The 12,729-nt window shown below is 66.7% G+C and carries 12 protein-coding genes; 3 read left to right on the forward strand and 9 right to left on the reverse strand.

From position 1 onward, the window contains the following. Nucleotides 1–28 precede the first annotated feature (28 nt). On the reverse strand, nt 29–1,366 hold the full coding sequence (locus GJV80_RS01655) for an MFS transporter (protein WP_154686426.1): 1,338 nt from the start codon (nt 1,364–1,366) through the stop codon (nt 29–31). 91 nt (nt 1,367–1,457) lie between these two features. On the opposite strand from GJV80_RS01655, the gene GJV80_RS01660 reads away from it, so the two are divergent. Beyond that, nucleotides 1,458–2,009 carry a helix-turn-helix domain-containing protein gene (locus GJV80_RS01660; RefSeq protein WP_154689945.1) on the forward strand — a complete coding sequence of 184 codons (552 nt, stop codon included), beginning with the start codon at nt 1,458–1,460 and terminating at the stop codon, nt 2,007–2,009. Here GJV80_RS01660 and galE read toward each other — a convergent pair whose 3' ends face one another. Beyond that, a complete protein-coding gene (galE, locus tag GJV80_RS01665) occupies nt 2,010–3,011 on the reverse strand; it encodes a UDP-glucose 4-epimerase GalE (RefSeq protein ID WP_154686427.1) in 1,002 nt (333 codons plus the stop codon). A 51-nt stretch (nt 3,012–3,062) separates the two neighbouring features. Continuing rightward, nucleotides 3,063–4,202, reverse strand: a complete 1,140-nt coding sequence (locus GJV80_RS01670; protein WP_195909114.1) for a winged helix DNA-binding domain-containing protein — start codon at nt 4,200–4,202, stop codon at nt 3,063–3,065. A 167-nt stretch (nt 4,203–4,369) separates the two neighbouring features. Between GJV80_RS01670 and GJV80_RS01675 the strand changes: the two genes are divergently transcribed. Beyond that, entirely contained in the window at nt 4,370–4,810 is a 441-nt protein-coding gene (locus GJV80_RS01675) for a carboxymuconolactone decarboxylase family protein (protein WP_154686429.1), read from the forward strand. On the opposite strand, the gene GJV80_RS01680 is transcribed toward GJV80_RS01675, so the two are convergent. From GJV80_RS01680 to GJV80_RS01695, 4 genes are read right to left on the reverse strand one after another with little or no spacing between them, the layout of a single operon-like run. Continuing rightward, a complete protein-coding gene (locus GJV80_RS01680; RefSeq protein ID WP_154686430.1) occupies nt 4,773–5,159 on the reverse strand; it encodes a hypothetical protein in 387 nt (128 codons plus the stop codon). The two genes, GJV80_RS01675 and GJV80_RS01680, sit on opposite strands and share 38 nt — an antisense overlap. Then, the gene (locus tag GJV80_RS01685) at nt 5,092–5,730 is read right to left on the reverse strand and encodes a sigma-70 family RNA polymerase sigma factor (protein ID WP_154686431.1); all 639 of its coding nucleotides are present in this window, start codon (nt 5,728–5,730) and stop codon (nt 5,092–5,094) included. Before GJV80_RS01685 ends, GJV80_RS01680 begins: the two co-directional genes overlap by 68 nt. Further along, a complete protein-coding gene (locus GJV80_RS01690) occupies nt 5,727–6,467 on the reverse strand; it encodes a helix-turn-helix transcriptional regulator (RefSeq protein WP_154686432.1) in 741 nt (246 codons plus the stop codon). The genes GJV80_RS01685 and GJV80_RS01690 overlap by 4 nt, the downstream gene beginning before the upstream one ends. Nucleotides 6,468–6,469: 2 nt before the next feature. Then, entirely contained in the window at nt 6,470–7,885 is a 1,416-nt protein-coding gene (locus GJV80_RS01695; protein ID WP_195909115.1) for an MFS transporter, read from the reverse strand. 292 nt (nt 7,886–8,177) lie between these two features. Here GJV80_RS01695 and leuS point away from each other — a divergent pair, with 292 nt between their 5' ends. After that, nucleotides 8,178–10,673: a leucine--tRNA ligase gene (leuS, locus tag GJV80_RS01700; protein ID WP_154689946.1), complete on the forward strand. Its 2,496-nt coding sequence runs from the start codon at nt 8,178–8,180 to the stop codon at nt 10,671–10,673. Nucleotides 10,674–10,848: 175 nt separating this feature from the next. Here the strand turns inward: leuS and GJV80_RS01705 are convergent, their stop codons facing one another. Both GJV80_RS01705 and GJV80_RS01710 read right to left on the reverse strand, forming a co-directional pair. Continuing rightward, complete coding sequence (locus GJV80_RS01705) at nt 10,849–11,841, reverse strand: sugar ABC transporter permease (RefSeq protein ID WP_230208024.1); 993 nt, start codon at nt 11,839–11,841, stop codon at nt 10,849–10,851. After that, nucleotides 11,838–12,728 (reverse strand): carbohydrate ABC transporter permease, encoded by an 891-nt coding sequence (locus tag GJV80_RS01710; RefSeq protein WP_230208025.1) that lies wholly within the window; start codon nt 12,726–12,728, stop codon nt 11,838–11,840. The genes GJV80_RS01705 and GJV80_RS01710 overlap by 4 nt, the downstream gene beginning before the upstream one ends. Nucleotide 12,729 lies beyond the last annotated feature (1 nt).

Consider the following 12,729-nt stretch of genomic DNA (forward strand, 5'->3'; position numbering starts at 1 on the left):
AACAGCCGCCCGACCCTGTCGGCCTCGGTCATCGGCGTTGCCGACCACCCGACGACGCGGCGTCGTCCACCTTCTGCGGCTGGACCGGTGCGGCACGTGCCGTCGGCGGCCAGGTGATCACATCCGCCGACCAGCTGTCGGGGAGCCCGATCCGCCACAACGGACGAACGAAGATCAGCAACACAACGGTGATCACCAGAAGCCCGGCGAGCACCCACAGGGTCACGCCGATACCGACGTTGGCCAGCAATTGGCTGCCCAGCACCGGGGACAACGGAGCACTGACCAGCCAGCACAGGCTGAGTACGGAATTGAGCCTGCCCTGCAACGCGTCCGGCGTGATCGACACGACATAACCACCGAGTCCGGCATTGAGCGCCGGTGCGAGCATCAGCGGTACCGCCAGCAGGACCAGGAAGGCCCAGTACTGTTCGATCAGGGCCATCCCGACCAGACTCACCGAGAGCAGGGCGAGCGTGGTGATGGTGATCGGTCCGACCCGGATCCGGTCCAGCAGGCGCCCGGCGAACAGTGAGCCGATCAACATCGCGCCCCCGCTGACGAATTCGATCAGGCCGATCAGGAACGGCTTCGTACCGGTCTGGACCAATTCCAACGTGATCGCGATGATCAATGCCCCGGCGACAAGATTGACCAGCGCGAAGAGGCCGAGCGATGCCCGCATCAGCGGGACGCGCCAGCAGTAGCGCAGTCCGTCGACCAGTGATCTGACCGGATGCTCGGGTTCGGTGTCACGCTCGGCGTTCAGCCTCGCCCGGACGAACAGCGTGGCGATCAGGACGACGATCTGCCCGATCGCGTTGGCCATGATCGGGACCATCCGTCCCAGGCCGTACAGCAGGCCGCCCACCGGACCGCCGAGCAGTGACGCGACGGCGCCCCGCCCCTGCACGGCCGCCATGGCCTGATGCATCTGCGTGGCCGGAACGACCATCCGGATGGCTCCGCTCTCGGCCGGCCCGATGAAGGCGGTGATCATCGCGGACACGAAGAGCACGGCCGCCAACTGCCAGCCGGTGAGCCAGCCGGCCAGACCGGAAGTGGCCGCCCAACCCCAGGCCAGGATTCCGACAGCAGCGCAGCCGATGATCAACTTCCGTCGGTCGACACGGTCGACGACCACACCCGCGGGCAGTGCCACGAGCACGCCGCCGATCTCACCGACAGCCGCGATGGCGCCCGCCTTCGCCACCGACCCGGTGATCCCGTAGGCGATCAGCGGCACCGCGAAGGCACCGATCCCGGCGCCGATCAACTGGATCGTCCTGCCGGACATCAACAGCATGTACGGCTTGTTGTGTCGCAGCGCCGACGGTTCGGCGACGGCTTCCGGGGTCGTGCTCACGACGATGACCGTACGACGCCCCCGGGCAGATGCGCAAGAGCGCTTGCGCAATTACTCGTGCGCATTTGCTAGATTGGGGCTCGTGGCCGGCATGATGCACATCACGGACCCAGGGGTGCTCCGTGCCCTGTCACATCCGCTTCGGCAGCGGATCCTTGGTGAACTCGACGTCGTCGGGCATGCCCGGGCCGCCGATCTGGCCGCGGCCCTGGAGGAGGCGGCGAACTCGATCAGCTTCCATCTGCGGGTGCTGGCCAAGGCGGGGATCATCGAGGAAGCGCCGGAGCATGCCCGGGACCGCCGGGACCGGGTGTGGAGGCAGACCGCAGAGGTGTTCACCATCGACAGCGAGACGCCGGGCGTCGACCAGTTCCTCAAGCCCTACGTCGACTGGCTGCAGGCGATGCTGCTCCAGGCTTCTCGCTCCCGGGGTAGGGAGGCCTCGGCGTCGATCCGCAGCGGGCTGTTGACCGAGACGGAGATGCGGGAACTCGCCGATGATGTCAACGACGTGATCAACCGTCGGCTGGAGGCCGCCCTGGCGGCAGCCCGCCGGGATCGGAACAGGCGGGATCGCCGGGACCACCGTGTGCTGTTCGCCGTCGGCCTCTGGGATCCGCGGGACGCGGCCGACGGTCCATGATCACGAAGGCCGGACGGCGGGCGCGCCGTGGGTCGGTTCCCAGGCCTGCCACGCGGAATCGACCATCGCGGCAAGATCATGATGTGCCCGCCAGCCCAGAGCGTCGGCGATCCGGGAGACATCTGCCACCAGGGTGGCCGGATCACCCGGCCGCCGGTCGCCGATCGTCGGGCGGACGTCGTATCCCGTCGACCGGCCGATCTGTTCCAACACCTCCGACACCGAGGATCCGGTTCCGGTGCCGACGTTGAAGATGTCGTAGGGTCGATCATCCCGATCCAGGTAGTCCAACGCCGCCAGGTGCGCGTCCGCGAGATCGAGGACGTGGATGTAGTCGCGGATGCAGGTGCCATCCTGCGTCGGGTAGTCGCTGCCGAAGATCACCGGCTGTTTTCCCTCGGTGAGCTGACCCAGTGCGATCGGGATCAGGTTGAACCGGGTCGGATCACCCAGTTCCGGCCAGCCCGCGCCGGCCACGTTGAAGTAGCGCAGGCCGACACCGCGCAGGCCCCAGGCCCGGGCGGCGTCGCGCATCATCCACTCGCAGACCAGTTTGGTCTCGCCGTACGGGCTGATGGGCGAACTCGGACCGTTCTCACGCATCAGCGATCCCGGAGGAACATCAGGATTGCCGTAGGTGGCCGCTGAGGAGGAGAACATCAACTTCCTCACGCCGGCGGCTTCCATGGCCAGCATCAGGTGGGCCGTTCCGCCAACGTTCTGGGTGTAGTACCAGGCCGGGCGTGCGGCAGATTCACCGACCTGCTTCTTGGCGGCGATGTGGATCACCGCGTCCACCCCGTGGTCTGCGATCACGGTCCGCAGCGAGTCGACGGCGTCGCTCACCGAAAGATCCAGTTGCACCAGGGGTGCGTCGCCGACGTTGGCTGCCACTCCGCTGCTCAGATCGTCGACGACAACCACTGTGTCGCCGCGTTGGCGGAGCAGGCGTACGACATGGGAACCGATGTAGCCGGCACCGCCGGTGACCAGGACGCTCATGCCATCCACCGTAATGGTCGACCGACCCCGCCCCGGCGGTCCGTCGGGGCGTCAGTCCTGCGGGGGCAGGATCCGCACGTCGGTGATCACCAGGTCCAGTGCCTGCGCGACCGCCTGCACCGCGGCGTCTGTGTCGGCGGTCTCGATACCGGACGATCTGTGCAGTGGGGTGATCTCGATGATCGTCCCGGCGGGACGGCCGACGGTGCGCCAGCCTCCCACGATCCGTCCGTCGAGCAACACGGTGGGGGAGAACAGCCCGTTCGCCCGCGCCCAGACCTTGTCGAGGTGGACTTGATCAAGGAACCGGTCGCGATGCTCCGGTGCGTAGCCGAGCAGCAATCCGTCGAACTCGGGAAGCAGTCGCAGACCGGGATCCCTACGTCGGCGTTTCGGGACAACGGCGAGGTCGAGAAGGTCGCTGCCGTCAGGCCCCGTGTGGCGCACGAGCTCCTCGCCCAGCGTGGTGACCGCCCGATCGACCGTGCCCAGCGGCACGCCGAGCCACCAGGCGATGTCCTTCCGGCCGGCCGGCCCGTAGGAGCCGAGATGGACCCGGGTCAGCGCCGTCACGGCTGCGTCATGATCAACAACCGGGATGGTCGGCACCACCCGGCGCGCGGTGCGGTGGAAGCCGTCGGTGCGCAGCTCCCAGTGATGATCCCGGGGCCGCCTGATCAGCCCGCTGTGGCCCCAGACCAGGTTCTGGCAGTAGCTCTGGTCCAGTTCCTGCAGCCGCGCCTCCGGATTGTGCTCGGCAACCGCCTCGCGCACCCGATCGACGACGGCGTCCCGCGGCTGCCAACTGTCGCCGCAGAACGACTCGATCACCGAGGTCAGCCGGCAGACGTCCGGGGCGTCGATGCCCAGCAGTCGCCCGAGATCTCTGGCCTGACGCGGGCGGCGCGTGGCGTCGACGGCCGCGAACTGATCGACCACGGTCGTGTGCACGGTGCCGCGGAGACTGGTGGTCTTCAGCAGCAGGTGATCGGCGAACGCCTGGTTGATGGTCCGGTAGCTGACGCCGGGCAACCGCGATGCTGCGGTGAGGAACGGCGCGCGCGGTACCTGTGACTGGATCGGCCCGAGCCGGTCGAAGAGCTCAAGCAATTGCCGCCGGCCGTGTCCCCGCAACGACGGGAACTGCCGGGCCAGCGTCATGGTCCGCACCTGCTCCTCGGTCAACGCCATGGTCGGAATGTAGCCGCGGTCGGTGACAGTTTCCGGCCGGAACTGCCCTCGCTGATGTGACGCGTTCCACATCCGTGCCTGTCACGCCAGGATCACAGGCGTCGACGACCCGGGAGAAGCGTCGCGACGGCGCGACGAACCTGCAGAAGGAGACGAAAGGAAGAACTATGGCACGGATGGCGATCGTCGAGGTTGCTCCCGAGGGTTACCGCGCGGCCTCCGCCCTGGAGCGCTATTCACGGGAGAACGTCGAACACGACATCTACGAGCTGATCAAGCTGCGTTCCTCGCAGCTGAACGGGTGCGCGTTCTGCGTCGACATGCACGGCAGCGACATGCTGAAGGCCGGAATGCCGTTCCGCAAGATCAACTCCGTCGCCGCCTGGCGGGAGGCGGACTGGTTCACCGAGCGGGAACGTGCCGCTCTGGAGTTGGCGGAGCAGGCGACCCTGTTGCCCGGAGGGGTACCCGATGAGGTGTGGCACGCGGCCGCCAAGGTGTTCACCGAGCGGGAACTGGCCGATCTGTTGTTCGCGATCGCAACGATCAACGTCTGGAATCGGCTGATGGTCAGCACCCAGTCGGGGCCGAAACCCGCTCAGTTGTGATCTTCTCCGGGTTGGCGATGTCGAAGAAGCGGTAGATCCGGCCCTCCCGGACTTCGAGCGTGAGCAGGTTCTGGCGCCCGGCCAGAACCATGCTCAGCCCGATCCGTCCGTTGATCAACACCGCTTCCGGGCGGGTGTCCGGGTTGCGCCGGGCGATTCCGATGATCAACCGCGCGACCTTCACCGGTCCGACGACCGGCTGACGCGCCGCCTTGGCCAGACCGCCGCCGTCGGAGTAGGCGACCACGTCCTCATGCAGCACGGCGAGCAGCCGATCAAGATCACCGCGGCGGGCGGCCGCCAGGGAACCGCGCGAGCAGCCGCCGAGCCACCGCATCGGTCTGCTCATCGGTCTGCTCATCAGCCGGGCGGGCAGGCGGGCCGACATCCGGGTCGACGAGCGTCGCTCGATCATCGTCCGGACGATCAAGCTCAGCTGCGTTGGCACCCAACTTCGCACGCGCCCGATGATCATGCTGCCGAGAAGCCTCCTGGGATATCTCCAACAGGTCGGCGATCTCGGCATGCCCGTAGTCGAGCGAGCGCAGGATGATCACGGCTCGCTGTATTGGCGTCAGGCTCTCAGCCAGCCGCAGGAAGCCGAGCGACAACTCGGCCTCCCGTTCCCCGGCGTCGGCCGGCAGATCGGTGATCGCGGTCACCCGCGGCTCGGGCAGCCACGGGCCGACGTAGGCCCGCCGCTCCCGCCTGCGGCGGCGGAGCTGATCAAGCGAGCGGCGTACGGTGACAGTGGTGAGCCAGCCGGCCGGATTGTCCGGCTGGTCGGTCTGCAACCATTCCACGGCGACGTCGCCGACGACGTCCTCGGCGTCGGTGAGCGAGCCGAGCATCCGGTAGGCGATCCGCAGCAGTCGCGGTCGCTCGTTCTCGAAGTCGGTAGCGGCGGTCAGGGTGATCACGACTGCAACACCAGTCCGAAGTCCCGTTCCAGGACGGTCTCTCCGGCGGCCGTCACCTTCAACGCCCGATGAGTGGCGCCGCGTTGTACCCAGCCCGCCTCCAGGAAGCGGTCCCGGATGCCGCGGCCGAGTCGACCGGCCAGGTGGTGCCTGGTCTCGGTCCAGTCGATGCAGTAGCGGACCAGCGGTCGGCGGCTGTCGGGGATCTGTACGCCCACGGTCCTCAGGAACGCCTCACCGTCATCGGTCACCCGGTAGTCGAGGTCATGACCGTGCGCCGCCGGGTGGTCGTCGACCGCGTCGTCGGGGTCGAAGACGCCGTTGCCACCGATCAGATAGCCGCGCTGCAACATGCCCTGCATGATGCCGACACCCAGCCTGCCGGCCAGATGGTCGTAACAGGTACGCGCCCGGCGTAGCTGCGCGGCGCGGGTGCTGCCACGCAGTGAGGTGATGGGTTCCGGGGGAGCGAGTTCCATCAGCCGTTCCAGCACGCCGGCGACCTCGGGTCCGGCGATCCGGAAGTGCCGGTTCCGACCGTCTGTCCGAGCCGCGATCAGCCGCCCCTCGGTCAGTTTGCGCAGATGGGCGCTGGCCGTGGACCGGCTGATTCCGGCCTCCTCGGCGAGCACACCGGCCGAGAGCTCCCGGCCGGATGCCAGCGCCAGCAGGATCTTGCTGCGGGCGCGGTCGGCGATCAGCTCGGCAACCGCGGACAGGTCCGCATCCCCGGTCATGATCAACTCCCGTCCTCCAGGCGATGTCGGGTGGCCCTCATCGAGCTCACCACACCGAAAGCACTGATCGCCGCAGCGAACAGCACCGCCGTGACGAAACCTGTGCGATACCCGCCCCCATTGAGCATCGCGCCAAGAACGGCAACGCCGATGGCACCACCGAGTTGCCGTGTGGTGTTCAGACTGCCACTGGCCAGTCCGGCGCTGGTCGACGGGGCAGCGTTCAGGGCGACCGAGGTCATTGCCGGCATCGCCAATGACAGCAGACCGCAGACGGCGAGGCCGAGGATGATCACCGTAGCCCGTCCGGTTGCTGCGCCGACAGCGATGATCACCATCCCGACGATCGCGAAACAGAAGCCGGAGACCATCGGCTTCCGCGCTCCCAGTCGGGCCACCAGAAAGCCACTCGAGGTGGCGCCCACGGCAACCACCAGCGCGGACGGGAGTACTCCAAGACCCGCCCGCAGCGCAGAGAAGCCGTACGCCGACTGCAGCGCGAGCGAGACGCACAGCAGGCTGCCGTAGATGCCGAAGTTGAAGACCAGTCCGGTCACCAGCGCCCAACCGAACTCCGGTCTGCCCAGCAACGAACGATCCACCAACGGATGGTCGCTGCGCCGCTGCGTGATCACGAACAACGCACCGGCGACGACCGTGCAGCCGATCAAGGAGATGCCCAACGGTGGACGGTCCACCGACTCGATGATCCCCGCGGTCAGGGCACCGAGTGCGACGACGGCGAGCGTCGTGCCGACCAGGTCGGGCCGTCCCTCCGAACGGCCGCCCCTGGGTGCCAACACCGAGATCACCGTGGCGACGACGGCCGCCACCGGAAGATTGAGCCAGAAGATCGCCGGCCAGCCGACCGCGGAGATCAACAGGCCACCGATCACCGGCCCGGCGGCGAAACCCGCCGTCGCGATCCCTCCCCAGATGCCGAGGGCCCGGGCGCGCTCGCGTCGTACCGGGTAGAGCCGTCCGATCAGTGCCAGGGACGCCGGCAGCATGATCGCAGCCCCGACACCCTGGAAGACCCGGGCCGGTATCAGGACCGCCCAGCCGGTCGCCAGGGCGGCGAACAGCGACGACACCCCGAATACGGCGAAGCCTGTCACCGTGGCGGCCCGGTGCCCGAGCCGATCACCGAAGGCTCCGGCAGCGAGCATGCACGCGGCGAACGGCACGGCGTAGCCGTCGACCAGCCATTGCGCAGCTTCGATCCCGCCACCCAGATCCGACCGGACCGCATTCAACGCGACATTGACGACGGTCGCGTCGAACTGCACCAGCCCGAAGGTGAGTGACAAGGCGATCAACGTCACCGTCCGGCGCACTCCGGTGACCCGAGCGCCGTCGGACGAGTCATCCGTGCCGGGGCCGGTGTTGAGATCCGTGGTCTGTTCCCTGGTCGGCATGGCTTCCATGCTGGCGCGCCAACACTTCGTCGCACGACGAATTGTCGTCCTCGCAGTCACCTGGGTGACCGGGTCCCGCCGGCTTCATCCCCGGATGGACGCACTGGGGTAGAATGACGCTATGCATCGCCAGGAGCTCCTTAGCTAGCCGCGCAGACCCGGTCTGTGCGGCTGCCCCTCGTGCCTTCGGCGCCGGGGGCCTTCTTATGTCCTGGCTTATGTCCTGGATCATCTGAACGACGCGGATGCCCCAACGAGTGGGCGGTGCAAAGGAGAGGGAGCAGTGACCGAGGTGCAAGAGCGCGGACCCGCGCACGCAGAGCGGCGGGACGAGCCCGCGCGCTATGACGCGGTGGCCGCCCAGGAGCGGTGGCAGGCGTACTGGGAGGAGCACCAGACCTTCAAGGCGGCCGACGACGGCTCCAAGGAGCGCCGCTATGTGCTCGACATGTTCCCCTACCCCTCCGGCGATCTGCACATGGGTCACGCGGAGGCGTTCGCGATGGGCGATGTGGTCGCTCGGTACCAGCGACTGCGCGGCTACGACGTGCTGCATCCCATCGGCTGGGACTCCTTCGGGCTGCCGGCGGAGAACGCCGCCATCCAGCGCAACGAGAATCCGGCCAAGTGGACCTACGCCAACATTGAGACCCAGGCGACCTCGTTCAAGCGCTACGGGCTGAGCCTGGACTGGTCGCGGCGCCTGCACACGTCCGATCCCTCGTACTACAAGTGGACCCAGTGGCTGTTCCTGAAGTTCCGGGAGCGTGGCCTGGCCTATCGCAAGGCCAGCTGGGTCAACTGGTGTCCCAAGGACCAGACCGTGCTGGCCAACGAGCAGGTCGTCAACGGACTGTGCGAACGCTGCGGCACCCAGGTGACCAAGCGGGAGCTGACCCAATGGTTCTTCAAGGTCACCGAGTATGCCGATCGGCTGCTGGACGACATGGAGCAGCTGGAGGGCGGCTGGCCGGAGCGTGTGCTGACCATGCAGCGCAATTGGATCGGCCGGTCCGCGGGCGCCTACGTCGACTTCGGCGTCGAGGGCCGTTCCGAACCGATCACCGTCTTCACCACCCGACCCGACACCCTGTACGGCGCCACCTTCATGGTGATCGCTCCGGACGGCAGGCTGGCACCGCAGATCGTCACCGATGATCATCGTGCCGAGTTCGAGGCGTACCTGGAGAGGACCAAACAGGAGACCGAGATCGAGCGGCAGTCCGCCGACCGGGAGAAGACCGGTGTCTTCCTGGGCGTGTACGCCACCAACCCGATCAACGGTGAGCAGGTCCCGGTGTACGCGGCCGATTACGTGCTGGCGGAGTACGGCACCGGTGCGGTGATGTCGGTTCCGGCACATGATCAGCGCGACCTGGACTTCGCCCGCAAGTTCGGTCTGCGGGTCAGGATGGTCGTCGACACCGGCGAACCGGATCCAGCCGAGTCGGGGGTGGCGACCACCGGCGATGGCCGGTACGTCAATTCCCCTGTCCTGGAAGGGATCTCCGACAAGGTCGCCGGGATCGGGAAGACCATCGAGGAGTTGGAGGCCCAGGGCGTCGGACGCGGGGCGATCACCTTCCGGCTGCGCGACTGGCTGCTGAGCCGGCAGCGGTTCTGGGGCGCACCGATCCCGATCATCCACTGCGAACAGTGTGGGGAGGTGCCCGTGCCCGAAGATCAACTGCCGGTGGAACTGCCGTATCTGACGGGCACGGATCTCAACCCCAAGGGCACTTCGCCGCTGGCCGCGGCGACCGACTGGGTCAACGTCGAGTGTCCACAGTGCGGTGGCCCGGGCAAGCGGGACACCGACACGATGGACACCTTCGTCGACTCGTCCTGGTACTTCTTCCGCTACTGCTCGCCCGAGGACGACCAGCGTCCCTTCGATCCCGAGGCGGTCGCCCGATGGATGCCGGTGGCGCAGTACGTCGGCGGTGTCGAGCACGCGATCCTGCACCTGCTGTACATGCGTTTCTTCACCAAGGTGCTGTACGACATGGGCGTGATCGGATTCACCGAGCCGATGAAGCGGCTGCTGAACCAGGGCCAGGTGATCAACCAGGGCAGGTCGATGAGCAAGTCGCTGGGCAACGGCGTCGACCTGGGCGCACAGATCGACGAGTTCGGAGTGGACGCCGTCCGGCTGACCGTCGTCTTCGCCAGCCCGCCGGAGGAGGACGTCGACTGGGCCGATGTGTCACCCGGCGGATCGCTGCGCTTCCTGCAGCGGGCGTACCGACTGACCACCGACGTCACCAGTGATCTGGGCGTCGACGTCACGACCGGCGACCGGTCGCTGCGGTCGACCATCCACAAGCTGGCCGCCGACATCACTGACTGCATCGAGGGGCAGCGGTTCAACGTCGCCATCGCCCGCATCATGGAGATGGTCAACGCGACTCGCAAGGCGATCGACGGCGAGATCGGCGGCAGTGATCCCGCGGTGCGCGAGGCAGCCGAGATGATCACCAGGACACTCAGCCTGTTCGCGCCGTACGTCACCGAGGAGATGTGGGAACAGCTTGGCCATCAGCCCTCGGTCGCCGATGCCGGCTGGCCCGAGGTGGATCCGGCGCTGCTGGTCACCGAGCAGGTGACCTGCGTCGTGCAGATCAAGGGGAAGGTCCGGGCCCGCCTGGAGGTCTCACCGGAGATCTCCGAGGACGAGCTGCGGGAACTGGTCCTGGCCGACGAGAACGTGCAGCGCAGCCTGGACGGCCGTTCGATCGCCAAGATCATCGTCCGCGCCCCCAAGCTGGTCAGCATCGTCCCCGCCTGATCCGCCGAGGGGTCACATAATTCCTCATATTCGCGGTGTGTCGCGGTCGCAGCCCGCCGAGGGGTCACTAAATCCCTCATCCGCGCGGCGTGTCGGGCCTCCCATCCGGAACTTGGTCTCTGGATGGGAGGCACGACACGCCGCGCATATGAGGGATTATCTGACCCCTCGCCGGCTAGAAGAGGCTCTGCTTGGCGACCCGGCGGGCCAGCCAGTTGGCCAGCAGGATCAGGATCAACGAGATCACTGACTTGAACAGGCCGATGGCGGTTGCATAGGAGTACTGCGGGATCTGGGACTGGAAGGCGATCTGGAACGAATAGGTGTCCAGCACCTGCGACACCGACAGGTTGTTGGGGTTCTGCAGCAGCAGCACCTTCTCGAAACCGCTGTTGAGCAGCTGCCCCATGTTCAGGATCAGCAGGGTGATGGTCACCGGGAGGATGCCCGGCAGATCGATGTGCCAGATGCGGCGGAGGATGTTCGCACCGTCCACCCGGGCGGCCTCGTGCAACTCCGGGTCGACGCCGGCCAGCGCGGCCAGGAAGATGATCGCGGAATAGCCGAGCGTCTGCCAGGCCCCGGACCAGACGTAGGTGTGCCGGAAGGCACTCGCCGACAGGAAGTCCACCGGACCGCCGAAGATCGCTGCGATCGGCCGGTTCACCACACCGGTGGTGGGTGAGAACAACATCAGGATCATGCCGACCAGCACCACGGTCGAGATGAAGTACGGGGCGTACGTGATCAGCTGGACGGTCTTCTTGAACCGCTGGTTGCGCAACGAGTTGAGCAGCAGCGCGAGGATGATCGGCAGCGGGAAGAGGGCGAGCAGAGCGTAGATGTTGAGAACCAGGGTGTTCTTGATGACCGGCCAGAACAGGTAGGAGTGGAAGAACTGGGTGATGTACTTCGTACCCGCCCAGGGACTCCCGGTGATACCGAGGGTGATGTTGTAGTTCTTGAAGGCCAGGACCAGCCCGTACATCGGCCAGTAGAGGAAGATGATCGAGAAGACCAGGGGTGGCAGCAGCAGCACGTAGAGCTGCCAGGACCGGCGCATCCGCAGGCCAAGTCGGCGGCTGGCCCGCTGATTGCCGTCCGGGGCGCCGGGCACCTCCGGCTTCTCGATCTTCACCGTTGTCGTCGTCATATCGGTGCCCGTCATTTGATTGAGCCGATCAGTGCGCCCTTGACGAAGTGCTTCTGCACGAACGGGTAGGCGATCAGTGGCGGGATCATCGCCACAACGATCATCGCGTACTTGAGCTTGTCGAACAGTTCGCGGCGCTTCAGGAGTTCTGCGACGTCACCGCCACCGATCATGCCCGGGTTGACCGCGCTCTGGGAGAGCAGTTCGCGCAGCACCAGCTGCAGCGGCATCAGGCCGGGGTCGCTGGTGTAGAGGAACGCGTTGAACCAGCCGTTCCACTGGGTGATGCCGTAGAACAACAGGTTGACCGCGATGATCGGCTTGCTCAACGGGATGGCGATCCGGAAGAAGAAGCGGAAGTCGTCGGCACCGTCGACCTTGGCCGCCTCGAGCATCTCCTGCGGCACGTTCATCTGGTAGAAGGTGCGGGTGATGATCACGTTGAAGACGCTCATCGCGCCGGGCAGGATGACCGCCCAGCGGGTGTCGAGCAGGCCGAGCTGGCGGACCACGATGTAGGTCGGGACGATGCCGGCCGACACCAGGGTCGGGATCAGGAAGAAGAACATGATGATCCGACGGAAGGGCAGATCGTCCCGGGACGCCGCGTAGCCGGCCAGCACGGTCAACGCGGTGCCGAGCAGCGCCCCGCCGATCGTGTAGACCGCGGAGTTGGCGAACCCGATGAGCAGGTTCGGCGAGTCCATGATCGTCTTGTACGCGTCGATCGTCGCTCCGACCGGCCACAGGTAGACGCTGTTGTCGGCGATCGCCTTGGCGCTGGAGAAGGACGCGCTGATCACGTAGATCATCGGGTACAGCACCATCAGGGTGAAGACCGTCAGGACGCTGTAATTGAGGACGAAGTATGCGCGGTCCCCGCGCGTGTCACGGATCCGCACG

It is taken from the genome of Microlunatus sp. Gsoil 973 (assembly GCF_009707365.1).
GTDB lineage: Bacteria > Actinomycetota > Actinomycetes > Propionibacteriales > Propionibacteriaceae > Microlunatus.